Source organism: Streptomyces sp. NPDC092045 (assembly GCF_044756005.1).
Classification (GTDB): domain Bacteria; phylum Actinomycetota; class Actinomycetes; order Streptomycetales; family Streptomycetaceae; genus Streptomyces.
Map to the genome: position 1 here is coordinate 267,891 of NZ_JBIVSC010000005.1, position 24,030 is coordinate 291,920.

Below are 24,030 nucleotides of genomic sequence, written 5' to 3' on the forward strand. Positions count from 1 at the left end.
GCTCCGTTTGTGGGCCGTTTGTTCTGATCTTGGCTTGGGAGGAAAAGTTTTTCTCCCCCACAGCCGGTGGATGGTAAAAGCGCAGGTCATGTGGATGGTGTGGAGAGTGGTATGAGTTTGTCCACAAGGCTGTCCCCCGCTCTGTGCACAGGATCCGGCGAGTTCTCCACAGCATCTGGGCGTTCACCCACAGGGCCTGTGGATAACCGGATTGGCTGGAGCTCTCCACAGGCCTACCCTGGTCCGTCGCCCGACCTCCTGGAAGCGGTCGCGAAGCCACCCTCTGAACAGGTCCGTGGCGTGAAAGAGTGGCACGGCTAGGTCCGCGGAGCGGACGGAGGAGGTGGCTTGGTGAGCGTTCCCGAGGCCCTGGACGACCCCTGGGCCGACAGCGGACCGAGCGACCGGCTGCCCACCCGTACCCGAGGCGAACGCGGCCGCGGCCGCAGGCGCGACGACCAGCACGAGCGGGGCGGTGAAGGCCCCTGGGACGGCGGACTCTCCGGGTTCGAGCGCGTCCCCCCGCAGGACCTCGACGCCGAGCAGTCCGTCCTCGGCGGCATGCTGCTCTCCAAGGACGCCATCGCGGACGTCGTGGAGATCATCAAGGGCAACGACTTCTACAAGCCCGCGCACGAGACCGTGTACGCGGCGATCCTCGACCTCTACGCCAAGGGCGAGCCGGCCGACCCGATCACGGTCGGCGCCGAGCTCACCAAGCGCGGCGAGATCACCCGGGTCGGCGGAGCGTCCTACCTCCACACCCTGGTCCAGTCGGTGCCGACCGCGGCCAACGCCTCGTACTACGCCGAGATCGTCCACGAGCGCGCCGTCCTGCGCCGTCTCGTCGAGGCGGGCACCAAGATCACGCAGATGGGGTACGCGGCCGACGGGGACGTCGACGAGATCGTGAACTCGGCCCAGGCCGAGATCTACGCGGTCACCGAGCAGCGCACCACCGAGGACTACCTGCCGCTCGGCGACATCATGGAGGGGGCGCTCGACGAGATCGAGGCGATCGGCTCCCGCAGCGGCGAGATGACCGGCGTGCCGACCGGCTTCACCGACCTCGACTCGCTGACCAACGGCCTGCACCCCGGTCAGATGATCATCATCGCGGCCCGTCCCGCCATGGGTAAGTCGACGCTCGCCCTGGACTTCGCTCGCGCGGCCTCCATCAAGCACAACCTGCCCAGCGTCATCTTCTCCCTCGAAATGGGCCGCAACGAGATCGCGATGCGCCTGCTCTCGGCCGAGGCCCGGGTCGCGCTCCACCACATGCGCTCCGGCACGATGACCGACGAGGACTGGACGCGCCTGGCCCGCCGGATGCCGGACGTCTCCCAGGCCCCGCTCTACATCGACGACTCGCCGAACCTGTCGATGATGGAGATCCGGGCGAAGTGCCGGCGGCTCAAGCAGCGCAACGGCCTCAAGCTCGTCATCATCGACTACCTCCAGCTCATGCAGTCGGGCGGTTCGAAGCGCCAGGAGAGCCGCCAGCAGGAGGTCTCCGACATGTCGCGAAACCTCAAGCTCCTCGCCAAGGAGCTGGAACTGCCGGTGATCGCGCTCTCCCAGCTGAACCGTGGGCCCGAGCAGCGCACCGACAAGAAGCCGATGGTCTCCGACCTGCGCGAGTCCGGCTCGATCGAGCAGGACGCCGACATGGTGATCCTGCTGCACCGCGAGGACGCCTACGAGAAGGAGTCCCCGCGCGCGGGCGAGGCGGACATCATCGTCGGCAAGCACCGAAACGGCCCGACGGCCACGATCACCGTCGCCTTCCAGGGCCACTACTCCCGCTTCGTGGACATGGCCCAGACCTGACGGGCCTTTTTGTAGGGTCTCAAATTTCGTGTCGGAATCTCACGGTCGGTGTCGGATTGAAGTCGGATCCGACACCGAACTGAGATTCGCAGGTCGCTGCCGTACCTCGTTCGAGTGAAAGCGTTGCAGGTGTACTCCCGTCGGCATGTTGGACGGGAGCATCGTGCTGCCGAGGGCAACTCCAACTCGGGAGTGGGGATGGAAGCGACGGTCAGCTTTCGCGGGCACGGTGGCGGGGTGGAAGAGTGTTCCTGGGCCTCTGTGGTACCGGCGTTGCTGCAGACGGCTCATCCGTGGCGGACATTTCGCTGGTACAGGGACCAGAGGCACTACTCGGGCACCTACTGGTCGGCGACGATGCGCGACCACGTGATCTACGAGTCACGACTTGAGCTGTCGCGTCTGCTCTTCGCCGATTTTGATCCGTCCGTACGCGCCATCGTGGCCCAGCCCTTTCTGCTGCAGACGGTGTTGGAGGGGAAGGTGCGTCGGCACATCCCGGACTATCTCCTGCTCACCAGGCAGGTGCCGGTAGTTGTCGACGTCAAGCCGCTGCAGCGGTTGGCCAAGCCGGAGGTGGCGTTCACCTTCGACTGGACCCGGAGGGCGGTGGAATCGCGGGGCTGGAAGTACGAGGTCTGGAGTGAGCCTCCGGCCGCAGAGCTGGAGAACATCCGGTTCCTCGCGGGTTACCGCAGGGATTGGCTGTTCAACCCCGAGATTTTGGAAGCGCTGCGGGAGGCAGATCTCGATGGGCTCCTTCTGGGACAGGTCATGGGGTGTCTGCCGGATCATCCAGAACCACAAGTCCGTTCCGCTATCAACCATTTGCTCTGGACACAGGCTTTCGTAACCGATCTCAACCGGCCCCTTGGCCCTTCGCACATCCTGCGGAGGCCAGCGTGAACAGGGCGGCGACTCGAGTCGGAGTTGGTACGCGCTTCCGCTACGACGGGGAATCCGTCGAGGTGGTGGAGATGGCCGCGACCACGGCGGGCAACGAAGTAGTTCTGAAGGATGGCCACGGGCGGCTTCTGCGGCTGTCGCTCAAGGAACTGCTGTTCTCTGACCGTGCTGTGATCAGTCCTGATGGCCCGGGACCGTCCGCGGATGATGAAGGCGAGATCGCCTCCGTGGTCCTCGGGCAGCTCGATGCGGAGGAGAGACAGAAGGTCCTGGAGCGAGCTGGGCACGTCCGCGAGGTGCTGACCGGTTATCGCTCCGGCAGCGGGGAGTTGGCGGCCGGCGACGAGCCGAAGGCCGCCTACGCCACGGCAGTGCCAATGGAAGCGAGGAAGGCAGCGAAGGCGGCGGAACTTGGCGTGACGACCCGCACCATTGAGCGCTGGGTCGCTGGGTTTCTTCAGCATGGTGAGGCCGGGCTTGCACTGAGGAGGACGCGGTCGGAACGGTCAAGGATCTCGGTCGATGACCGGTGGGTGGAGACCGCGGTGGAGGTAATGGTCGAGCACGCTGACCAGTCGCGGCCGTCCCGGACGATGGTGATCGAGCGGACCCGGGCTCGGGTGATCGCTCGGTTCGGCGAGGGGGTGGTTCCGCAGCCGAGTCGGGCGACGGCGTTTCGGCTGCTGGAGGAGCTGGAGCGACGCCATCCGCTGTTCCGGCTGAGTACAAAGCGGAACCGGGATATCGCCAGTCGGCCGAAGGGTTCGTACGGGAAGCTGCGGCCGACGAGGCCTGGCGAGTACCTCCTGATGGACTCCACCCGCCTGGACGTCTTCGCGTTCGACCCGCTGACGCTGAAGTGGGTGCAGGCTGAGTTGAGTGTCGGGATGGATTGGTACTCCCGCTGTATCACGGGGATCCGGCTCACGCCGGTCTCGACGAAGGCGGTGGATGTCAGTGCGGTGCTGTTCCAGTCCTTTCGGCCGCGGCCGGCGGGGCAGGACTGGCCACGGCACGCGGTCTGGCCCGAGCACGGCATCCCCCGCACCGTCCTGGTCGACGTCGAGGGCGCCAGCGGACCGGGTCTGGCCTCGCCGCCTCTGGTTCCCGAGACGCTGGTTGTCGACCACGGCAAGGTCTATGTTTCGGAGCATCTGACCAGCGTCTGCCGACGGATGGGCATCTCCATCCAGCCGGCCCGACTCCGGACGGGCCGCGACAAGGGGCCGGTCGAGCGCTACTTCCGGACCCTGCGGGAGGGTCTGCTGCAGGTGCTGCCCGGCTACAAGGGGCCCGACATTCACTCGCGGGGCGAGAACCCGGAGGACGACGCGTTCTTCTTCCTCGACGAGCTTGAGGCGATCATCCGGGAGTGGACTGCGGCGGTCTATCACTGCCGGCCGCACTCCAGCCTGGTCGATCCGGGCCTGCCGGGTCTGAGGATGTCCCCGGCGAAGATGTTCGAGCACGGCATGGCCCGCGCGGGCTACATCGAGGTTCCCCGGGATCGCGATCTCGCGTTCGAGTTCCTGAAGACGAAGTGGCGCACGGTCCAGCACTACGGGGTCGAGATCGGCCGCCGCCGCTACAGCGGCCCCGGCCTGCCCGAGCCGGGAGTCCGCAGCCCCTACGACAGCCCGGTCAAGAACGGCTGGCCCTTCCAGGTGGACCCCGACGACATCACCCGGATCTACTTCCGAGATCCGGCTACCCGGGCCTGGCGCACGCTGGTCTGGGAGCACGCGCCGTCGGCCGAGATGCCGCTGAGCGAGGACGCGTTGACGTTCGCCCGCCAACTGGCTGCCTCGAAGTATCGCTTTCCCGACGACCGGCTTGCCGTCGCTGACTTGTTGGAGCGGTGGAATCTCGGCCTGGGCACCACGATCGCCGAGCGGCGCATGGCCCTGCGGCTCTCGCGCGAGCAGGCCGCCATCGAACTTCCGGAGAGTGAGGCGGAGACGGTCGTCTCGCTTCCGTCCGTACGCAAGGCCCTGGGTCAGGACGAGCAGACCGCGGAACTGCGGGAGCCCGACGTGGTGACGGAGATAGGGGATGACGACGAGGTCGATCTGGAGGACATCGCCGGGGAGAGCGACTTCTACGCCGATGCCCTGGAGGACGTGTGAACGCCGGCAGCGTTCCGCAGCCGGGCAGTCTTGCCTTGTCGCGGAAGGAGGACTTCAAGGCGTTCGCCGAGAGCCCCCGCCGCAGCCGGCCCGATCTGCTGACTCGAAAACAACTGACGTCCCTGCCCACACAGGCGCGGGCGGACTACGACCGTCAGCGCCGGCAGTGGCACGCGAACATCGGCCCGGTCAAGACGCCCCAACTGACAGAACTCCATGAAGACCTATGGGACATCGTCGACAGCAACGAGCAGGACGGCGACAAGGCCAAAGGGGCAGTGGCCGTCGACGCGTTCCCGGGGCTGGGCAAGACGACCTCGGTGCTGGCCTTCGCCCGCGACTTCCACCAGCGGGAAATCGAGGAGTCGGGAGCGTTCACGAGCCAGGGGCACGAGCGGATCCCGGTCTGCCGGGTCGGGCTGACCGGGAATACCGGAATGAAGGATCTCAACCGGGCCATGCTGGAGTTCTTCGGCCACCCCGGACAGATGCGGGGGACCACCGCCCAGTTCGGGCGGCGGGTGCTGGACTGCGTGCTGTCCTGTGATGTCCGCCTGGTGGTGCTGGACGATCTGCACTTTTTGAAATGGGGACAGAAGAGCGGCATCGAGGTGAGCAACCACCTGAAGTGGATCGCTAACGAGTTTCCGGTGACGTTGCTGATGGTGGGGGTCGAGCTCGCGAAGAAGGGCCTGTTCGGCGAGGGAACGAACGGGCGCGACACCGCTCTGGCCCAGACCGGCCGCCGCACCACCCGCCTCGGACTTCGCCCGTTCACCATCGATACGGAGGCCGGGCGCCGGGAATGGCGGCAGATGCTGCTGGCCCTCGAACAGCGCGTCGTGCTCACCGACAAGCACCCCGGCATGCTCGCGGACGATCTGTCGGACTACCTCTTCGCCCGCAGCACCGGACACATCGGCTCGCTGATGACGCTGATCAACCGCAGCTGCCAGCGGGCAGTCCGCACCGGCGCCGAATGTCTCGACCAGGAGCTCATGGACCGGGTGAAGAACGACGAGGCGTCCGAGGCTGCCCGCCTCGAACTTCAGGCCGCGCTGGAGAAGAAGCGGCTGACCAGCCGCCCGCGGCCCCGGATGCGACGACCCGCATGAGAACGCCGGCCCGCACCCTGCCGATTCGGCTGCCTCCACTGCCCGGCGAGGCCCTGGACTCATGGCTGGAGGCGATGGCCAGACGGATGGACACCGCACTCGGTGATGTCCTGCTGCACCTCGGCTTTCCGGTCCGTCACCGGGCCGGAAACCAGTTCCGGGGCATCCCGGCGGACTGGACGATCGTCCTCGACGAGCAGCAGACCAACGCCGTCGCGCACGCCACCGGGACGTCCCCGGAGACAGTCGCTGCCCTGACCCTGGCGCACTACGACGGACGGGCCCTCCACATGAGTGCCGGAGGCCGGGCCGTGTCACGCCACGTCCTCTGGGGCCGCGGAGGGGGATCCCGTTTCTGCCCGGAGTGCCTTCTTGCCAGTGATGGGCGATGGCAATTGTCCTGGAGGCTCGGTTTCTCCTTCGCCTGCACCCGGCACCGCAGGCTGCTGGCGGACTGCTGCCCGCACTGCGGGAGGGTGCCGCGGCAGCGGCCCCGTTCAGGCCGGTCCGTCCCCCGGCCTGAACTCTGCGGCAATCCACCGACCCGCCCAACCCGCCCGATCTCGGCTGGCTGCGGCACGGACCTGACCCGCGCTTCGACGCTTCTCCTGCCTCTTGGCCATCCGGTTCTCACGGCGCAGAACCGCGTGATGGAGATCATCGACGGGGCAACGGCAGCCTTCGGCCCCTACCGGACCTCTCCCCAGCCGGCATCGGCAGTGCTGGCCGACATCCGGGCCTTGGGCATCCGCGTCCTGAGCGACCTGCCCGCGGCTGTCCTACGAGAACAGATCCCCGCTGACATCGCAGAAGTGCACCTCAGCACCGATGCGGTCTCCCCGCACACCGGACAGGCGATGGAACGTCCGGGGTTCATGGCACCGCCACGAGCCGCGGACACGGCCGTCGCGGTCACCATGGCCCTGGGCATCCTGGAGCAACCAGGAATCCAACCGGCCGGCGAGGCCCTGCGGGGCCTGCTGGAAGCAGTACGCGAGGAACTCACGCAGATCTCGGTGACCAGCATCGACAGCTGGGGCAGGGGTATCAGCCCGGTGCTGCAGTCCGTGCACCTGGCTGCCCTCGCTCCTTCCCTGCGTCCCAGCGAGTACGTCCGCTACCGTGTCGCGACCGAGACGCCCCGCCGACCGGCCAGAACCACTCGGGACATCGAACAGCGAGCCAGGAAGATCCCCACGATGTTCTGGCCGTCCTGGACGGTCCGGCTCGCACCATCCGAAGGAGTCCACGCGCGGGCTCTGGCCCCCGTCCTCGCTGCCCTGCTGCTGATTCCTAACAGCCGCACATCCCTGGACCAGGCAGCGGGGCTGATCGGCGGCGCCATTGACGGCACTGAGGTCTCCCGCCTCCTCCAGGAGCTCGACGACCTTCCGCAATGGCCGGACATCGCCACTGCCCTGGACCGGCTTGCCGACCACCTCGACGCCACCAGCACCCCCATCGACTACGGCCGGCGCCGACTCCTGGACTACACCGGCCTGCTTCCTCATGACCGCTGGCTGGAGATCTGCCGCCGCACCGGAACACCACCGGGAACCGGACGGCGCGAACGCATCGCCCGCAGCCAGCTCTTCCAACGTCTCAGCGGCCTGCCCGCCGAGTCTCTCCCCGACGACCTGGGCGGGCTCGACAGCGCAGAGTTCCGGGCGACGTCCTTGCGGTTCACCGCGCTTCAGACCCCCGAACTCGTGCATGCCCTCCAGCGGGAAGCTCTCATCTTCCTGGCCTCACACCACATCCACGACGAGCCCGTGACCTGGCAGCCGCCCGCCACCCTGCTGGCAGGGCTCTCCCTTCCCGGCCCCGACCCGGCGCATATCGACCTACCCCGCCTGCACCAGCTCGTCCGCGAACGCCAGCACCCCGTTCAGCACGCCGCCCAGGTCCTGGGCACGACCGTCGAGGCCATCCGACATGTCCTCGACGAACACCCAGCCCCTGCAACCCCGCTGACAAAGAGCGCCGCCAGAGCCACCGGCCGCATCCGGCAGCAAGCCCGGCAAGCCATTCCGGCACAGCGCTTCACCCGGCTCTACCTCGACGAACACCGGTCCCTCCAGCAGATCGCCACCCTCACCGGCTTCTCCCGCAGAGTGCTGACCGACCTTGCCAAGGAGTACGGCATCCCGCTCCGCGAGGGCCCCAAGGACTACAAGCGCCGCGGCACCGTCGAACGGGCCTGGCTCATCGAGCAGTACGTCCACCGCCGCCGGACCCTGCCGGACCTCGCCCGAGAAGCCGGCATGAGCACCGCGAACATGGCCCGCTGGGCCAAGACCCACAACGTTCCGCTGCGACCACGCGGAGGATCCAGCCACAGCAAGGCACTTCGGGCAACCGACCAGGCCAGCCGAGCACCACGCATCCTCCGGCCGGCGTTCGGTGGCCAGGGGGCCAGCGAACGGTTGAGCCGATTCGCGGCTGCGTCTGCCTACCCCAGCCTCGGTACCGCAGCGAGAGGCCTCGGTCTTAACACGTTCACCCTCGTTGCTCAGATCAACCGCATCGAACGAGAGCTCGGCGGGCCGCTCTTAGTGAGAGCCGAACGGGGACGGTCGATGTCACTGACCCCTTTGGGGAGGAAGATACTCAGGGCGATCCGGACACATCAACGCGATGAACAGTAACTGGCCGATCGAGCAGGCGGGAATTCGGCTACAGGCGTCGCGTGCAAGCATGACGTTGGTCAGAACTCAGGACGCCACCCTGCCGAGTACTTTTCATAGAGTGCCAGAGCGGTCGTCAGTTCCTCGGTCGACTCGATCGCACCCTCGTCGAGGGAGCGGCGAAGGGATACGACGGCTTCAGCTAGAACAGCATCGCCACCGAAGACGCTCACTAGCGAGTCCCACACCAGCCGCGCTTCCGTTCTCACCGCCACGCTGCCCATAGTCTGGCTGCGTGTTGACGTCACCGCACTCTCCATCAGGCGTGCGACGACCTCGGAATTGGCGAGCCACTCTGCGGCCGAAGGGCTGTCTGTGTCGGCCGTCGCTACGACCACCGTCCGTAGCAGCATCCTTTCGCGCGCAAGATCCTCAGGGCTGGCTGCGTAGAGCTGGGCGAAGAGGTCCTGCCTCAGGGAACGCTCGGTTTCTTCTGAGACCAGCCCCGGCCCGTTCGAGTGGCCCCCGATGAGGTCGAGCAAGAAGACCTTTCCGTAAAGGTGCGCGATGCTGTGGAAGAGGCTGGTGACGGCGCGGTCGGCAGGTTCTCCATCAAGTGTGCGGAGCAGGGTAATTACCGGGCCCAGGACAGCCCACTCACCGCTTGGGGAGAACATCCCAGTTGGTCCCAACTGGATACGGGGCAGTTGACGCATCAGCGCCGTAGCTGAGGGCAGCACTTGATCCTCGGACACCTCCCAAAGATGAGGGACAAGGCGCTTGAGGACGTCGTCCAGCAGGGGGTCCGGCACCTGTTCCAACGCCTCGGTGAGCGCCGCCTCATCGCCGATCGTGCCCACGGCGTAGTCGACATACGAGACGGGCGCCCGTCCTGCGGGAAGTTGCCGGTGAAGGTAGATACCCAGCACGTTGCCACAGGCCACGCGCCGGTCCCGTTCCCAGGTCGAGATCCAATCCGAACCGTAAGCAGAACCGCCGAAGAGCCGGTCGGCAGAGGGGAACAGCAGTTGGATGACCGACTTGGCTTGTCCACCCAAGAGTTGGATGAACTCGTCCGCGAAAGCTTTCTCGCGTGGCGTTTGTTCCGTGTTGCGCTGGCCGATCGAGGAGGTTCCCGTCAGCAAGTCTGCGGCGGGCGGCAGGAGTTCATACGCTGCGGGGTAGCGGACCCGAAGCGCCTCAAGCGCAAGGATGTCCACCAGGCTCACTTCTGCGTGGCGGCTGCGGACCGCCAAGGGCACCGAGGCCAAGTACCGCTTCACATCTCGGATGGTGGAGAACATCGGGAGAATGAGTTGCACGAAGATGTCCGGCCAGCGTTTTTCGTCGAGTGGTCCGGCATCGATACCGTCGAGCGACTCGGCCAGTCCGGAAGCGATAACCGGCGAGAGGGCCTGAGTGGGGAGGGGCGGTACCTCCATCGAGATCTTCACTATCTTCTCGAGGTAAGCAGATCCTTCGACAGCTCCATCCGTCAGTGCTGACTCCACAACACTACGGTCGAAGCACAGGACGTAGACAACGTTCGGGAACGAGCCCGTTAGACGCACCAGCCTGAAGAGGTCTCGAATCTCCTGCTGCGACAAGCGGTCAATGTCATCGACGAAGACGACGATCCGCCCCGGCAGGTTCGCGAGAAGCTCAGTGATCTCAGCCCGCTGCTGGTGGACGCTCGTCTGCTCGTCACCCAAGAGCTTGGAAGTTCCTTCGGAGAGGGCACTTACACCGTCCAGAAGGGCGCCAGCACCAGGAATGAACTTCAGCGGTGACAGGGCGGATGAGTAATTTCCCAGACGCTCGGCGACAGCACGGCTTGCGGTCTTGAGCTTGTCCTTCCGCGTCCGGCCGTCCCGCAGCTGTCCGGCCAGTTCGTCGAAGAAGAACTGCATGAGCTGGTCGGTGCCAGAGAAGAACCACGGGTTGAACTTCACGACCTGTACGTCGTCGAACGACTCCAGAGCGCTGGCCGTGAGGTTCAGCAACGAGGTCTTGCCAGACCCCCACCTTCCCGTAAGCGCGAAAACGGCGCCGTACCTCGCGGCTGTGTTGTGGATCTCTGCGGCGAACGCGTCCGCGAGATCGGACCGCTGCAGCAAGTCCTCGCTGGCCTCCTCAATAGGGTCGTCCCCGTTGAGGAGGCTGCTGACGTTGATCGGAGCGCCGTCGTCCATGCGTAACCCACCCTTAGTCACCGTGGAGAACGAGCGTACTGCCGTGCTCTGACTGTGGGGGCGGCATGCGAACAGCGGTGGGAAGTACCTTGGCACTGCCCATCCGCAACCAGCGCAGAGAGCACGCTGGTTGCGCGCAGAGAAGCTACCTCCTGGAGATGGCGAGGAAGGCGGCGATCGCACCTGCGATCGTGACGACGAGGGTCACGCCGGCGACCGCGACTGTGAGCGGGGTCGCGAGCGAGGGGTGCGCGAGCGTCACGTAGAGCAGGCCGGCTCCGATGATGAGGATGACGAGGACGAAGAGCAGGATCAGGAGAGGAAACAGGGCCGCGGCGGCCGGGCCTGCGGAAGCCGGGTAGGACTGCTGAGGCTGGGCGGAAGGCGTCTGGGTGGAGCTGCTGTTGGTCATGGCACGAGAATGGTTGCGATCGCCAGGAGTTCCTGCCCGACAAAATCGGGGGTGTTCTCCGGACGACCGCGACGGTGCCGGACGCGAGCTTGCGAGATAGTGGCCGTATGGCATTCGGGATGCGGTTCGGTGAGATCGAACTGGACCTCACCGAGACTGGCGTTACCCTGCGGAATCTCTATGGGTGGCCGGGGTGGGTGATCGAGGTTGACATCGACTGGTCGACCTGGAGCGCGCGCACCGTCCGGGACGTCCCGCCCCCTCGGACCCGGAGCAATGCCCGGCGACCGACCGACGACCCCGAACTGGTCCGGCGTATCAGGAAGGCGGCTGAGGCAGCCAAGGAACTCCCCCGCAGCTCGATTTGGGTGGTCTCCCTGGCCCTTCCCACGCCGCACAAGAAGAAGGCGGACGGCGTGCGGCTGCGAGCGGCCAGCATCGCCACGATGTACAACTACGCGCTCAAGCTCGGACTCTCCCCGAAGCGCGCCATCTCGGAGGTCTACGACCTCCCTCTGGTGGAAGCCGAGGGTGAGCGTGCGCAGCCCTCCCGCAAGTTCGAGCGCTGGATCGAGCAGGCACGTAAGACCATCAATCCAGAAACCGGCAGGCCGTACCTCCAGCCCTACATCAGCGAGCTCCACGCCCCCAGGCTGTGGCCCATCGGCCGCGGACACCCACTGGAGCCGCGTCGCGCACAGCCAGCGATTCCCGAGCCTGTCCGAGAGGGACCATACGCCGGCCACGTCTTGACCTTGAGGGTGTCGAGAACGGCGCCGCCAGACTGGGCAGCCCAAGAGGCCCGGGAACGAGGATCCCGGATGATCGGTCCGGACCTGGTCATCGAAGGGTCCTGGTCCAACGGCGTTGAATCGCCGCCACTTCCCGTGCTTCAGGGCGTCAGCCCGGGGGAGACACCCCGCCGGGTGCAGAGCCTGGTCAAGGAGTTGGAGGGGCGCTATCCCGGGGCGAAGGTCAAGGCCACGGTTAGCGCCCAGGCGATGGGACAGCCCCTCGGAGCGGACTGATCGCGGCCTCGGACCAGGCCCCCAGTCGTACCCCGAGAAGCACGAGATGCGAGCATCGCGGCAGGGTGCCAGTCCCCTGCCGGCGAAGCCCTTCCTTGCTCTGGGAGCCATCCGATAGTCTGACGAGACGTCACTCGTGAAGCGGCGTACCGCCTTATCTTTAGCGCTGCGGCCCTGAAGAAGATGCCGATGGCCCTCGGAGCCGTCGCGGTGCGAACATTCACAAGTGTCGCCGAAGCGCCGGGCACCGAGTGTCCCCGAGTGTGGACAGCGAGTGCGTGGGCCCCGATGGCTCCGCTGCACGCGGACTTCCGGACGCCTATGAAAGGTCGCTTCCAGTGACCATCAATTCTGTGTCTCTTGCCGGGAATACGGCTGGCGACCCGATTGACGACCTCGACGCTGATGCCGCTGAAGCACAGCTCCAGCTGATTCCGGTAGCAGCCACCACCACCGTCAATGGCACGCCGACGCTGCGGGTGATGGACCCGCGATCGGCCGCAAAGACCGCAGGTGAGGTCAGCGCGCTTAGGGGTGTGCATCTGGATCCGGACTCGCTCCGCCGGCTGGCAATGTCCTGCGTGGAGCCCAACGGGTTCCACGTCACCCGCCACCGGGTCGGCACTGGCTGGCTGTCGATCATCGAGGCCCGCCAGTTCGTGACTCTGTTTACGTTGACCCCGAGTAACGACCGGCTCGGGGATCAGCTGATCTATGCCGCTGATCCGTCGTTCGACGCCAAGACGGTGAACAAGGACGGTCGGCGGATCGGGCACATTGCGGTCCCGATGCCGGAGTCGGACGGCACGTTCGCGAAGCTCGTCTACACGGCTTCCAAGGGCACCCTGCTGGAGGCTACTGACCGCAACTGCCAGGCCGTCCGCAAGAGCAACCCGCAGCACGATATCGGCCCCGATATCATCCACCGCTCGCTCACCACGGTCTTCACGACCCTGCGCTACACCGAGGGGAGCAACGAGCAGGAGCAGGTCAGTGTGGACGGCAACAGCCGGCTGGCCAGCGCCTACGCGCAGATCAAGATTGACCCGAACTGGCTGCCCCAGCGGCTGCGCAAGCAGTACGAGGATGAGCGCCCGACGCTGCTGCCGTCCATGCTGATGGATTGCGACCTGAATGAGCGGCGCGACCTGACTCGCAAGATCATCAAGGTGAACGAGGACCGTCTCGCCCTCCCGGCGCGCACGTCGCTCAAGGACATGAGGGAGCGCAATGCAGCCGTCTGTGCGCTTAATGCCCTCACGGCGCCGGTTCAGGTGATCGTCGGCTACGAGGACGATGATCCTGAGACCTACGGCATGCAGCGGTTCGCCTCGGCCGTTCGGTCGCTGCTAGTGCGGATGAACGTCGGGGTCAAGACCTTCGACACTGGCGCCCAGAACGCGGTCATCGCCGAAGAGATAGTCCTCGCGGCGCAGCAGAGTGGACACTTCGATGACGACGAGGTCGAGCTGCTGATCGGCCGGGAGGGCATCTCCGCGATCATGGAGGAGTACGGTCTCGACCCCAACCTGCGCGACCTGCGGGCCATGATGGTGATTGCGTTGTGCGCGCAGAACTCCACCAAGCTCAACAAGGCGATGCGGGAGAAGTTCGGCAAGCGGAAGGTGATGCTCTCGCACCGCTCTGCCGTCGCCAGTGAGTTGATCCTGCGTTCCTACGGCGCCGTGATGAGCGTCTACGACGTGGAACGCAGCCGCACCGCACTCAACTCGGGCTGCGTCTGGCAGTCGTTGGTGGACCAGCCCTGGCAGCCTGCGCAGGTCAACGATGACCGCACCGTCGATGCGGTACTGGAGCTCGCGCTGAAGGAATTGGCCCCGGCAGGCAAGAAGGAGGTCGTAACCGGGGAGCCTGGGCGGTACGCCCGGCTGCTCGGGGTCCTCGGCATGGTGGCGCTGGTGATCGGCGGTGGACTGACGAGCCCTAAGGGTTCCAGCGAGAAGGAAGTCGGTGACCTCATCGATCGCTCCAGCGTCGCGAGCATCGTCGACAAGCTGACGTCCTTCCCGTGGGGCTTGCGCTTGCTGGCCGAGAACATCAAGCGGAACCGCGCCGGCGTCCCGCTGCTCGGGGTTCAAGTCCCTGACGGGACGACCAACGTCGAGACCTACGACGACTCGACGGTCTCGGTGACCGCGCGCGACGCCCGCTTGCGCCACGCGGTGCGCATCGCGGTGCAGGGCAGCGCCGAGAAGACCTCGGCCTCCGCGGAGGAGAACGCCTTCAACGAGTTGTGCCGCAGGATTGTTCTGGCTGACGAGGCGTTCCGGAACTACCGGGCGATCCGCAGCCAGGATCCTTCCCCGACGCTCCTGCCCTTTGACCAGACCGACGGGCCGATCAAGCAGCTCGAGGCGATGGCCAAGGCCCTGAACCGGATGACCGCGGAGGACCACGAGTAGTGAGCACTCCGCCATGGACCGGGGTTGTCACCATGACCGCGACCCGTTACCGGTATCTCGCTGGTCTCGCCGGTGACAACCTCCTGGCCAGCCGTCCCATCGCCCATAGCCTCGACATGCCGTACGACGGCGACGAGGAGAAGGCCGTCTACGTCGCGGTGAACCACGAAGGCCTCGCCTGTTACGCCGGGCAGACTCGTCCCATCAGGTCCTGGACAGGTGCGGCGGGCATCCGGCTTAAGCAGCACCTAGCGGAGCCGTCAAAGCTTGGCGAGTGGGACAGCTTCTGGGTGCTACCCCTTAAGTGGTCCACCAAGCCCAACATCGTCAACTGGTACGAAAATACCGTTGCAGCACGCCTGATGCTGCCGCTTCGCCACCACCGGGGCAGCACCAGGTTCTGAGGAATCTCTCGCTGTGGGGCGGCTAACGCCTCACAGCGAGTTAGTGCGTCGAGGCCAAGGCCGACCCACTCGCGGGAGCCGGGCGCTTCGAGGCCGCGCCGTGTCAGCTGACGCATCACTCAACGTGACGTCCTACGGCTTCGATGACGAAGATGATTGACGAGCCCAGCTCTGGGGATCCGCCACCGTGGTGAGACTGATCAGCCCCGACAGGTGGTGAGACAGGTCTGGGAGTCACAGGTCACAGCGGTGACCTGTGACACGAGCCGCGAGACCCTACACTTTCACGGACACCCGGCGCGGACAGCCGCCGTAGGCGAAGACATCATCGGCGCATGTCTGAAATCTTCGTCGACCTGGGAACCGTCGATGCGCCGTCCGGTGTTCTGGTGTTCGGCATGGCCGGTTGGATCGACCACTGGCCGGAGCTTGGCCGGCCCTTGTCCGAGCGCGCCAAGGCGGCAGCGTCGTCGGGAGGAGGCCATCTTCTGGGACCAGGGTGACCACTCCACCAGACACCGCGGCGAGCGGGACGCCGGACAGGTCTATCCGGTCACGCTCGAAGCCGGCGAAACAGGCGAGACGGTGATGCGGTGGACCATCCCACCCCATGCCTTCGACGGCGAAGACGAGTGATCCGCCCGGTTCCAGGGGTCCGCCGGCGTCGCGGGACTGCTCAACCCCGACATCCGAGGAGACAGATCCGAGAGCCGCAGGCCACAGCGCTGCCGCATGACACGGAGCGGGATGACTCACCCCTCCATCATGACGAAGCCGGTTCGGCTTCGGGGCAGGGGCCGAGCATGTCGAACCGCTGCGGACGGTCCTGTCCCGCCCCGGCCCGGGCACCGGGGCGGTTCGAGCACCGGGGCTGTGGTCCGGGTGGGACCTCCGGTGCGCGGGATCGCGTTGGATGGGGGCCATGACGACATCTTTCGAAGCTTTGCTGCCCGGAACCGAGCGGGCCCTGCTGCACCGGGTCGCGGTGGCCCAGGCCGAGGGGCGGGCACCCTCCCTCGTGGGGGCGGTGGTCCGTGAGGGGACGCTGGTGTGGAGTGGTTCGCGCAGTTGCGTGGACGGTCACGCGCCGGACGCCGACACGCAGTTCAGGATCGGCTCGATCACCAAGGTGTTCACCGCCGTCCTGGTGATGCGCCTGCGGGACGAAGGAGCCCTCCGGCTGGACGATCCGCTGGAGCTGCACCTCGAGGGAACGGGCGTCGGTGAGGTGACGATCGCTCAACTCCTCGGTCACAGCGGAGGACTTGCGGCCGAGACTCCCGGCGAGTGGTGGGAGCGTTCGTCCGCCGCGCTGCGCCCGGAGCTCTCCGACGTCCTGGGGGAGCGGCCCCTCCTCCGGCCGCCGGGGAGGCGCCACCACTACTCCAACCCCGGCTACACGCTGCTCGGTTCCCTGGTCGAGAAGCTCCGTGGGCGGCCCTGGGAGGAGACGCTGCGGCGCGAGGTCCTGGAGCCGCTGGGGATGCACCGTACGACGGCCGATCCGGTGGCTCCCCACGCCGGCGGCTGGGCGGTGCACCCCTGGGCCGATGTGATGCTGCCCGAACCGTCCGAGGACCTCGGCCTGATGGCTCCGGCGGGCCAGCTCTGGTCGACGGCGGCCGACCTCGCCCGGTTCGCCGCGTTCCTCGCGAAGGGGGACGAGCGGGTGCTCGACGCCGCTTCCGTGGCGGAGATGCGCGCTCCCGCCTCCCCGGGCGGCGAGGGCGAATGGGAGGGCGGCTACGGGCTCGGGCTCCAGCTGCTCCGCAGGGACGGCCGGACCCTGATCGGACACACCGGCTCCCTGCCGGGCTTCGTCGCCTGCCTGTGGGTGAGCGTGGAGGACGGTCTCGCGGGGATCGCCCTCTCCAACGCCACCTCGGGGCCGCTGGTGGGCGCCGTGGCCGCCGATCTCGTGCGGATCGTGGCGGAGGCGGAGCCGAGGCTCCCGGAGCCGTGGCGCCCCCTTCCCGCGGCGGAGGTCGACGAGGAGCTGCTGTCCCTGACCGGCCCCTGGTACTGGGGAACGTACGTCTACGGGCTGAGGATCGGTCCCGAGCGCGGTGTGGTGCTCGAACCCTTGCGGGGCGCCGGACGGCGGGCGCGGTTCCGCGCGCTGCCCGACGGAGGCTGGGTCGGGCTGAACGGCTACTACGAGGGGGAGATGCTCCGGGTGGTGCGCCGCCCCGACGGGAGCGTGAGCCACCTCGACCTCGGTTCCTTCGTCTTCACCCGCGAGCCGTACGAGCCGGGGGAAGCGGTGCCGGGAGGCGTGGACGAGGCGGGGTGGCGCGGCCTCTGAGGCCCGGTGGGGCTGTCCGAGCCCCGGTGAGGGCTGTTTCACGTGAAACCGGGCGTTTCACGTGAAACGGCGCTCCGTCGAAGGAGGGTCACAGGGTCTTCTTGAAGCCCACGTGGGAGTCCTCGAAGCCGAGTCGCTTGTAGAAGCGGTGGGCGTCGGTGCGGGTGACGTCGGAGGTCAACTGGACCAGGCTGCAGCCCTGTCGGCCGGACTCCTCGACGGCCCACTCGATGAGCTGTGTCCCGAGGCCGCTGCCGCGCTCGTCGGCGTGGACGCGGACGGCTTCGATGATCGAGCGGACGGCACCCCGGCGGGAGAGGCCCGGGATGATCGTCAGCTGGAGCGTGCCGACGACCTTGCCCTCGCGGACGGCCACGACGAGGTGCTGGTTCGGGTCGTTCGTCAGCCGCTCGAAGGCGCCGAGGTACGGGGTCAGGTCGTCGGGGGATTCGCGCTGGGCGCCCAGGGGATCGTCGGCGAGCATCGCGACGACGGCCGGGAGGTCTTCCGTGGTGGTCGGACGTATCTCAAGATCGCTCATGGAACGCAGGGTACGCTCGGCCGCTTGTGTGCCGGGGTCGGCCCGCGGCCGGCATCGAGGTCGATCCGAAGCCGATCCGAGGGTGGGTCCGTGGCTCAGGCGGGGACGCCCACGCCCTCCACGACCTGGACCAGCGGGGCCAGCTCGGGGTTCTTGGCCGCCTCGTCGAGAGCTTCGCGCAGGGCGCTGTCGTTGGTGGGGCGGGCTTCTTCGAGGAGCTTCAGGCCTTCCTCGGTCACGTCGGTGTAGATGCCGCGCCGGTCGGTGGCGCAGAGGTACCGGGTGAGCAGACCACGGTCTTCCAGGCGGGTGACGAGGCGGGTGGTGGCGCTCTGGCTGAGCACGACCGCGTCGGCGACCTGCTTCATCTGGAGGTGGCCGCCGGGGCCGCTGTGCTGGCGGCTGAGGACGTCGAGCAGCGAGTACTCCCGCACGCTCAGGCCGTGACGGGACTCCAGGGCGCGTTCGAGGTGGGACTCGATCCTGCCGTGCAGCAGGGAGAGGGCGCACCAGCGCTGGGAGAGCGCGGTGAGTGCGGGGTCCGTCGCGGTCATGTTCTCTCCATCGGTCTCTCCTCGGCGCCGGGGTGGCTCAGAACCAGGATAAAGGATGAGATGCAATAATGGGCGTCTGCAAGTAAATCTGTCCCGGGCAGCCGGCACTCGGAGTGTGTGTCCCGGAGTCTGTGTCCCGAAGCCTCCTCCCGGAGCCGGGCAGGGCCGAGCCGCCCGGCTCCGGTTCATCGCGCCGGAACGGCCCGCACTACCCGGCCGCGACCGTCAGGGGGGCGAAGCGGCGGCGCCAGTCGCCGGGGAGGTCCGGCACGGAGCGGACCATCACCGCGTTCGTGGTGATCGAGTCGATGCCGTTCTCCTTCACCCAGCTCAGCAGCGACGCGTGACGCACGTCGATGTCGGTGCGCAGGGGGCGGTCGGTGGCGGTGGCCAGGGAGGCGATCAGGGCCTTGGCCGTGGCCGGGTCCCGGGCGATCAGCGGCCCGACGACATGGGTGTCCATGTTGGGCCAGGCCGCCGCGAAGCCCGTGATCTCGCCGTCCTCCTCCGCGACCCGGAGGTGGTCCGCGAAGGCGGGGAGCCGGGCGATCAGAGGGGTGCGGTCGAGCCCGAAGACCTCAAGATCCAGGCGGAGGATCGCCTGGAGGTCCTCCGCCGTCGCCGGGCGGACCGGGACGGCCGGAGCGGGCGTGGTGAAGGTGAAGCGCCCGCGGACCATCTCCGCGCGGCTCGCCTCCGTGAAGCCCAGCTGTTCGTAGAGGGGCTGTCCGTTCACCGTGGCGTGCAAGGTGATCGGGGTGTCCCCCAACTCCTCCAGGACGTGCCGCATGAGCCGGCGTCCCACCCCCTGGCGTGCGTACCGCTCGGCGACGAGCACCATGCCGATCGCGGCGAGCTCCGGACTGTACGAGGTGACCACGCAACAGGCGAGCAGCCCCTCGCCCTCGGGGTCGTCGATTCCGTATCCGTGGCCGGCGGTGAGCAGGAAGCCCCACTTGTGTTCTTCGCGGGGCCACTGCCGGTTCTCGGAGAGGTCGGCGCAGGCGAGGAGGTCTTTGTGGGTGAGGCGCCGGACGGGGAGCTGTGCGAGGGCGGCGGGAGGAATCGGCATGCCTTTCAGGCTGTCCGACGCGTTGATCTTCCGTCCACCGCTTTACCGGATCCGGACGGTGTTCGAGAGGGGTTTTCATCCCATCCTGTGGCACGTGGGCGATGTTTCACGTGAAACCCGGCCTGACCGGAGGAAGAAGCGTGCCCCAAAACAGCGGAGCTTAGTCAGAAACCCGGCTCTATGGACCGGAACGCCACTTTCCGTCCCCGAAGGCGGTCGGACCCCTCATGCTGCGTTTACGGAAGCCCGGCCGGACAAGGCGAGGCACATGATGGATGCTCCGACCCCCACGACGGACGTGAAGGACGCGGACGAGCACGAACCCCCGGTGGTGGACGGGAAGGGAACCCCGGCACCCCGAGGGCCCTCCGCCGACGCGGTTCTCGTCCGCAGCACCCTGGAGGAGATCGCCCCGGTGGCCGACCGGGTGACCTCGTACTTCTACGCCCTGCTCTTCGTACGGAACCCCGAGCTGCGCGACATGTTCCCCGTCGCCATGGACACCCAGCGGGACCGGCTCCTCAAAGCCCTGCTGACGGCGGCCGAGCACCTGGACGACACCCCGGTCCTCACCGCGTACCTGGAGAACCTCGGCAGGGGGCACCGCAAGTACGGCACCCACTCCGCCCACTACCCGGCCGTCGGTGAGGCTCTGCTCGGCGCCCTCGCCCGGTACGCGACGAGGACCTGGGACGACCGGACCCAGGCGGCCTGGGTGCGCACGTACACGACGATCTCCCAGATCATGATCGACGCGGCGGCGGAGGACGAGCGGTCCGCCCCCGCCTGGTGGCACGCCGAGGTGGTCTCCCACGACCTGCGCACCCCGGACGTCGCCGTCGTCACGCTCCGGCCCGACCGGCCCTACCCCTTCCTCGCCGGGCAGTACACGACGCTGGAGACCCCGTGGTGGCCGCGGATCTGGCGTCACTACTCCTTCGCCTCGGCGCCGCGGCCGGACGGACTGCTCTCCCTCCACGTCAAGGCCGTACCGGCCGGATGGGTGTCCAACGCGCTGGTCCACCGGGCGCGCCCCGGGGACGTGCTGCGGCTCGGCCCGCCGGGCGGCTCCATGACGGTCGACCACTCCACGGACACCGGACTGCTCTGCCTGGGCGGCGGCACGGGGATAGCGCCGATCAAAGCCCTGGTCGAGGACGTTGCCGAGTACGGGGACCGAAGGCCGGTCGACGTCTTCTACGGGGCGCGCAGCGGTCACGACCTCTACGACATCGACACGATGCTGCGGCTCCAGAAGACCTTTCCGTGGCTCTCCGTCCACCCGGTCACCGAGGCGCAGGGGCGCCTCCCGGACGCCGTCTGCCGTTACGGGCCCTGGGGGGAGCGCGACGCCTATCTCTCGGGTCCGCTGGGCATGGTCCGGCGCGGGGTGGACGCGCTGCGGGGCGCGGGAGTCCCCTCGGAGCGCATCCGCCACGACTTCCTGGCCGAGCTGGCCCCCGCGGCCTCCGGTTGACCCGGTCCCTGCCGACCCGACCCGACCTCGGCCGGCCCGGATCCGCTCGACCCGATCCCTGCCGACCTGACCCCTGCCGACCCGATCCCTGTCGGCCTGACCTCGGTCGGATCAGGTCCGCGCGGTCCGTCGCAGTCGGTCCGGGCCCGCCCGCCCTCGTCGGTCCGGATCGGGTCCGGTCAGCCCAGGTCCGGGGCGTGCATCGCGCGGACGCCCTCGATGTTGCCGTCCAGGTAGTGGCGCAGGGAGAGCGGAACGAGGTGCACGGCCGCGATGCCGACCCGGGTGAAGGGCACCCGGACGATCTCGTACTCGCCGACGGGCTCCTCCATCTCGGGACCGTGGCGCAGGGAGGTGTCCATGGAGCCGAGCCGGCACACGAAGAAGTGCTGGACCTTCACCCCGGAGATCCCGCCGTCGACGATGTGCTCGACGGTGTCGACGAAACAGGGCACCACGTCGGTGATCTTGGCGCCCAGCTCTTCGAGCACCTCGCGGTGCAGGGCTTCGACGACGGTGGAGTCGGTGGGCTCCACGCCGCCGCCGGGCGTGAGCCAGTAGGGATCCATCCCCGGCTTGGTCCGCTTGATGAGGATGAGGTCGTCCCCGTCGAGGAGGATGGCGCGTGCGGTGCGCTTGATCACGGGCCGTTCGGTCATGTGAAGAAAATGGCCCGTGGGGAGGGGGCTGAAACGCGACGGTCCCCCGCGTCTCACCAGTCCCCGGCGGCGCTCAGCAGCGCCTCGTGCGCCCTGGCGAGGTGCGCGAGCGCGAGCGTTCCCGTCCGCACGACCAGGAAGTAGGTCCGCAGCGGAGGCACCGGGGGGTCGAGGAGCGCCACGAGCCGACCCTGCTCCAGGGCCTCCTCGCACAGGTAGCGCGGCAGGACGGCGAGCCCCGACCCGGAGGCGGCGGAGTCGCGCACCGCCCGCAGGTCGGGGGCGATCACGGTGGCGGCGGCGGCCGGCCTGGTCTCGAAGACGCTCGCCCAGTAGCGGGAGACGAACGGCAGCGACTCGTGCACCTCGACTACCGGAAGCTGCTCCAGGACCACGGCGCCCTTGCTCAGGAGCACCTCGGGGGAGAGCCGGGCGGCCCAGCGCGGCGCCGCGACCAGGACGTGCTCCTCGTCGCAGAGCGGGGTGGAGACGAGCAGGCCGCCGCGCGGGCGCGCGGTGGTGATGGCGAGGTCGTGGTGACCGGCGGCGAGGCCGTCGAGGATCTCCTCCGTGGTGACGGGGAAGGAGGTCCGCACGGCGAGGCCCCGGCCGACCAGGGGGGTGAGGGCGGGCAGTGCGCGGAGCGCGGTGAACTCCGGGGGACCGGCGACGTGGAGGGTCCGGATGCCGCTCTCCTCGTCGAGCCCGGTCTCGGTGATCTCGACGAGCGCGTCCAGGTGCGGGGCGGCGCGGTGGGCCAGCTCGTCCCCGATGGTGGTCGGGGTGACGCCGCGCGCGCGTCTGAGGAAGAGGGGCCGCCCCAGTTGGCGTTCGAGCGTCCGGATCTGGCTGGTGACCGCGGGCTGGGAGAGGCCCAGGAGGGCCGCGGCCCGGGTGAAGGAGCCGGCCCGGTGCACCGTGACGAACGTCCGTAGTAGGGCAAGATCCATGTCCGCCCCCTCCCGGCCGTGGGGCCGTTCGACTCGGGCGGTCGGCTGACGGCGCCCCAGGACCGTCCAACTATAAATAAGTCGATAGGTCTCTGTCGCTACCGTGATTGGACACTGACGCACGGTCAACTAGCCTTGTGCAGACGGTTTCCGCGCGTGGAGCCGAGGGCGTTCCGAGCCACGAGGGGGGAGGTTCGGAGCGCCCCGCTCCACGTGGGGAGACCCGTACCCGCTGCTCAGCCGGCGGAACCGGCCTCGTCGAGGGCGCGCAGCACATCGGCGATCAGGTCCTCGGGGTCCTCGGCGCCGACGGAGAAGCGGATGAAGCCCTCCGAGACCGCGTCCCCGCCCCAGCGCCCGCGCCGCTCCGCCGTGGAGCGCACTCCGCCGAAGCTGGTGGCGTCGTCCACGAGCCGCAGCGCCTCCAGGAACCGATCGGCCCGCTCCCGGTCCGCCAGTTCGAAGGAGACCACCGGCCCGAAGCGCCGCATCTGCCGGGCGGCCACCGCGTGCGAGGGGTCGCCGGGCAGTCCCGGGTAGCGCAGCCCGGTGACGTCGGTCCGTCCGGAGAGCGTGCGCGCCAGTTCCAGGGCGGTCGCGCACTGGCGGTCGATCCGCAGCTGGAGCGTGGCGAGGGAGCGGTGGGCGAGCCAGGCCTCCATGGGCCCGGGAATGGCCCCGACGATCTTGCGCCAGCGCCGCACCTCGGCGGCCCGCTCGGGGTCGCGGCAGCTCACGTGGCCGAGCAGTACGTCGCCGTGGCCGGTCATGCCCTTGGTGTCGCTGGCGACGGAGAAGTCCGCGCCCAGCTCCAGGGGCCGCTGGCCGAGCGGGGTGGCGAGGGTGTTGTCGACGGCGACGAGCGCGCCCGCGGCGTGCGCCTCGCGCACCAGGCGGCGGACGTCGCAGACGTCGAGCCCGGGATTGGACGGGGTCTCGATCCACAGCAGCCGCGCCCCGTCGAGGACGGCGAGCTGTCCGTCGCCCCCGGTCGGCGCGGTGCGGACCTCGATGCCGTACGCCCGCAGCTGCTCGTGGAGCAGGGGCAGCGCCTGGTAGCCGTCGGTCGGGAGGACCACCGCGTCGCCGGACTTCAGCTGGGAGAAGAGGACGGCGGAGATGGCGGCCATGCCGGAGGCGAAGACCAGCGTCTCGACGCCCTCCTCCCCCGGTGCCTCCAGCTCGCCGATCGCCCGCTCCAGATGGGTCCAGGTGGGGTTCTCGTCGCGGCCGTAGGTGTACGGGCCGGTCGGCTCGCCCGGCAGGTGGAAGTGGGCGGCGAACACCGGTCCCGGGAGGGTCGGCTCGTACTTCACCGGCTCGGGCAGCCCGGCCCGCACCGCGCGGGTCCCGTCGCCCAGCCCGGCGGTCTTCCGGTCGGGTCCGGAGGCGTGTTCCTGGTGCGTCAC

The 24,030-nt window shown here is 68.1% G+C and carries 19 protein-coding genes; 11 read left to right on the top strand and 8 right to left on the bottom strand.

The features are described 5' to 3' along the window. Positions 1–369 precede the first annotated feature (369 nt). The 5 genes from dnaB (at position 370) to ACIQKA_RS17060 (ending at position 8,625) form a co-directional block, all read left to right on the top strand. Positions 370–1,830, top strand: coding sequence for a replicative DNA helicase (gene dnaB / locus ACIQKA_RS17040; protein WP_402541488.1), 1,461 nt, complete (start codon positions 370–372; stop codon positions 1,828–1,830). Positions 1,831–2,028: 198 nt separating this feature from the next. Continuing rightward, the gene (locus ACIQKA_RS17045) at positions 2,029–2,736 is read left to right on the top strand and encodes a TnsA-like heteromeric transposase endonuclease subunit (protein ID WP_402541395.1); all 708 of its coding nucleotides are present in this window, start codon (positions 2,029–2,031) and stop codon (positions 2,734–2,736) included. Next, a complete protein-coding gene (locus ACIQKA_RS17050) occupies positions 2,733–4,862 on the top strand; it encodes a transposase (protein WP_402541397.1) in 2,130 nt (709 codons plus the stop codon). The genes ACIQKA_RS17045 and ACIQKA_RS17050 overlap by 4 nt, the downstream gene beginning before the upstream one ends. Further along, positions 4,859–5,977 carry an AAA family ATPase gene (locus ACIQKA_RS17055; RefSeq protein WP_402541398.1) on the top strand — a complete coding sequence of 373 codons (1,119 nt, stop codon included), beginning with the start codon at positions 4,859–4,861 and terminating at the stop codon, positions 5,975–5,977. Before ACIQKA_RS17050 ends, ACIQKA_RS17055 begins: the two co-directional genes overlap by 4 nt. Further along, positions 5,974–8,625, top strand: coding sequence for a TniQ family protein (locus ACIQKA_RS17060; protein ID WP_402541399.1), 2,652 nt, complete (start codon positions 5,974–5,976; stop codon positions 8,623–8,625). The genes ACIQKA_RS17055 and ACIQKA_RS17060 overlap by 4 nt, the downstream gene beginning before the upstream one ends. 59 nt (positions 8,626–8,684) lie before the next feature. On the opposite strand, the gene ACIQKA_RS17065 is transcribed toward ACIQKA_RS17060, so the two are convergent. Next, positions 8,685–10,796 (bottom strand): P-loop NTPase fold protein, encoded by a 2,112-nt coding sequence (locus ACIQKA_RS17065; protein WP_402541400.1) that lies wholly within the window; start codon positions 10,794–10,796, stop codon positions 8,685–8,687. Between the two features lie 145 nt (positions 10,797–10,941). Then, positions 10,942–11,208 (bottom strand): hypothetical protein, encoded by a 267-nt coding sequence (locus ACIQKA_RS17070; protein ID WP_402541401.1) that lies wholly within the window; start codon positions 11,206–11,208, stop codon positions 10,942–10,944. 107 nt (positions 11,209–11,315) lie between these two features. Here ACIQKA_RS17070 and ACIQKA_RS17075 point away from each other — a divergent pair, with 107 nt between their 5' ends. From ACIQKA_RS17075 to ACIQKA_RS17095, 5 genes are all read left to right on the top strand, one after another. After that, on the top strand, positions 11,316–12,236 hold the full coding sequence (locus ACIQKA_RS17075; protein ID WP_402541403.1) for a hypothetical protein: 921 nt from the start codon (positions 11,316–11,318) through the stop codon (positions 12,234–12,236). A 338-nt stretch (positions 12,237–12,574) separates the two neighbouring features. Continuing rightward, positions 12,575–14,659: a hypothetical protein gene (locus ACIQKA_RS17080; RefSeq protein WP_383433298.1), complete on the top strand. Its 2,085-nt coding sequence runs from the start codon at positions 12,575–12,577 to the stop codon at positions 14,657–14,659. 32 nt (positions 14,660–14,691) lie between these two features. Next, positions 14,692–15,063, top strand: a complete 372-nt coding sequence (locus ACIQKA_RS17085; RefSeq protein ID WP_376390479.1) for a hypothetical protein — start codon at positions 14,692–14,694, stop codon at positions 15,061–15,063. A 335-nt stretch (positions 15,064–15,398) separates the two neighbouring features. Further along, on the top strand, positions 15,399–15,566 hold the full coding sequence (locus tag ACIQKA_RS17090) for a hypothetical protein (RefSeq protein ID WP_402541405.1): 168 nt from the start codon (positions 15,399–15,401) through the stop codon (positions 15,564–15,566). 419 nt (positions 15,567–15,985) lie between these two features. Continuing rightward, positions 15,986–17,368, top strand: coding sequence for a serine hydrolase domain-containing protein (locus ACIQKA_RS17095; RefSeq protein ID WP_402541407.1), 1,383 nt, complete (start codon positions 15,986–15,988; stop codon positions 17,366–17,368). Between the two features lie 88 nt (positions 17,369–17,456). On the opposite strand, the gene ACIQKA_RS17100 is transcribed toward ACIQKA_RS17095, so the two are convergent. From ACIQKA_RS17100 to ACIQKA_RS17110, 3 genes are all read right to left on the bottom strand, one after another. After that, positions 17,457–17,909 (bottom strand): GNAT family N-acetyltransferase, encoded by a 453-nt coding sequence (locus ACIQKA_RS17100; RefSeq protein WP_390109850.1) that lies wholly within the window; start codon positions 17,907–17,909, stop codon positions 17,457–17,459. 95 nt (positions 17,910–18,004) lie between these two features. Continuing rightward, on the bottom strand, positions 18,005–18,463 hold the full coding sequence (locus ACIQKA_RS17105) for a MarR family transcriptional regulator (RefSeq protein WP_366373185.1): 459 nt from the start codon (positions 18,461–18,463) through the stop codon (positions 18,005–18,007). Positions 18,464–18,671: 208 nt separating this feature from the next. Next, positions 18,672–19,535 (bottom strand): GNAT family N-acetyltransferase, encoded by an 864-nt coding sequence (locus tag ACIQKA_RS17110; RefSeq protein ID WP_402541408.1) that lies wholly within the window; start codon positions 19,533–19,535, stop codon positions 18,672–18,674. Between the two features lie 49 nt (positions 19,536–19,584). Here ACIQKA_RS17110 and ACIQKA_RS17115 point away from each other — a divergent pair, with 49 nt between their 5' ends. Beyond that, positions 19,585–21,012, top strand: coding sequence for a globin domain-containing protein (locus tag ACIQKA_RS17115; RefSeq protein WP_383149532.1), 1,428 nt, complete (start codon positions 19,585–19,587; stop codon positions 21,010–21,012). A 179-nt stretch (positions 21,013–21,191) separates the two neighbouring features. On the opposite strand, the gene ACIQKA_RS17120 is transcribed toward ACIQKA_RS17115, so the two are convergent. The 3 genes from ACIQKA_RS17120 to ACIQKA_RS17130 all read right to left on the bottom strand — a co-directional run bounded on the left by ACIQKA_RS17120 (position 21,192) and on the right by ACIQKA_RS17130 (position 24,030). Then, the gene (locus tag ACIQKA_RS17120) at positions 21,192–21,671 is read right to left on the bottom strand and encodes an NUDIX domain-containing protein (RefSeq protein WP_383149492.1); all 480 of its coding nucleotides are present in this window, start codon (positions 21,669–21,671) and stop codon (positions 21,192–21,194) included. Between the two features lie 53 nt (positions 21,672–21,724). Beyond that, positions 21,725–22,621 carry a LysR family transcriptional regulator gene (locus ACIQKA_RS17125; protein WP_383429855.1) on the bottom strand — a complete coding sequence of 299 codons (897 nt, stop codon included), beginning with the start codon at positions 22,619–22,621 and terminating at the stop codon, positions 21,725–21,727. Between the two features lie 236 nt (positions 22,622–22,857). Beyond that, entirely contained in the window at positions 22,858–24,030 is a 1,173-nt protein-coding gene (locus ACIQKA_RS17130; RefSeq protein WP_391096702.1) for a cystathionine gamma-lyase, read from the bottom strand.

Excerpts from the sequence above, each read along its gene's own strand:
- ACIQKA_RS17045 (WP_402541395.1), top strand. The coding sequence starts at position 2,029 with ATGGAAGCGACGGTCAGCTTTCGCGGGCACGGTGGCGGGGTGGAAGAG.
- ACIQKA_RS17060 (WP_402541399.1), top strand. The coding sequence starts at position 5,974 with ATGAGAACGCCGGCCCGCACCCTGCCGATTCGGCTGCCTCCACTGCCC.
- ACIQKA_RS17065 (WP_402541400.1), bottom strand. The coding sequence starts at position 10,796 with ATGGACGACGGCGCTCCGATCAACGTCAGCAGCCTCCTCAACGGGGAC.
- ACIQKA_RS17070 (WP_402541401.1), bottom strand. The coding sequence starts at position 11,208 with ATGACCAACAGCAGCTCCACCCAGACGCCTTCCGCCCAGCCTCAGCAG.
- ACIQKA_RS17075 (WP_402541403.1), top strand. The coding sequence starts at position 11,316 with ATGGCATTCGGGATGCGGTTCGGTGAGATCGAACTGGACCTCACCGAG.
- ACIQKA_RS17085 (WP_376390479.1), top strand. The coding sequence starts at position 14,692 with ATGACCGCGACCCGTTACCGGTATCTCGCTGGTCTCGCCGGTGACAAC.
- ACIQKA_RS17090 (WP_402541405.1), top strand. The coding sequence starts at position 15,399 with ATGTCTGAAATCTTCGTCGACCTGGGAACCGTCGATGCGCCGTCCGGT.
- ACIQKA_RS17095 (WP_402541407.1), top strand. The coding sequence starts at position 15,986 with ATGACGACATCTTTCGAAGCTTTGCTGCCCGGAACCGAGCGGGCCCTG.
- ACIQKA_RS17100 (WP_390109850.1), bottom strand. The coding sequence starts at position 17,909 with ATGAGCGATCTTGAGATACGTCCGACCACCACGGAAGACCTCCCGGCC.
- ACIQKA_RS17105 (WP_366373185.1), bottom strand. The coding sequence starts at position 18,463 with ATGACCGCGACGGACCCCGCACTCACCGCGCTCTCCCAGCGCTGGTGC.
- ACIQKA_RS17110 (WP_402541408.1), bottom strand. The coding sequence starts at position 19,535 with ATGCCGATTCCTCCCGCCGCCCTCGCACAGCTCCCCGTCCGGCGCCTC.
- ACIQKA_RS17120 (WP_383149492.1), bottom strand. The coding sequence starts at position 21,671 with ATGACCGAACGGCCCGTGATCAAGCGCACCGCACGCGCCATCCTCCTC.
- ACIQKA_RS17125 (WP_383429855.1), bottom strand. The coding sequence starts at position 22,621 with ATGGATCTTGCCCTACTACGGACGTTCGTCACGGTGCACCGGGCCGGC.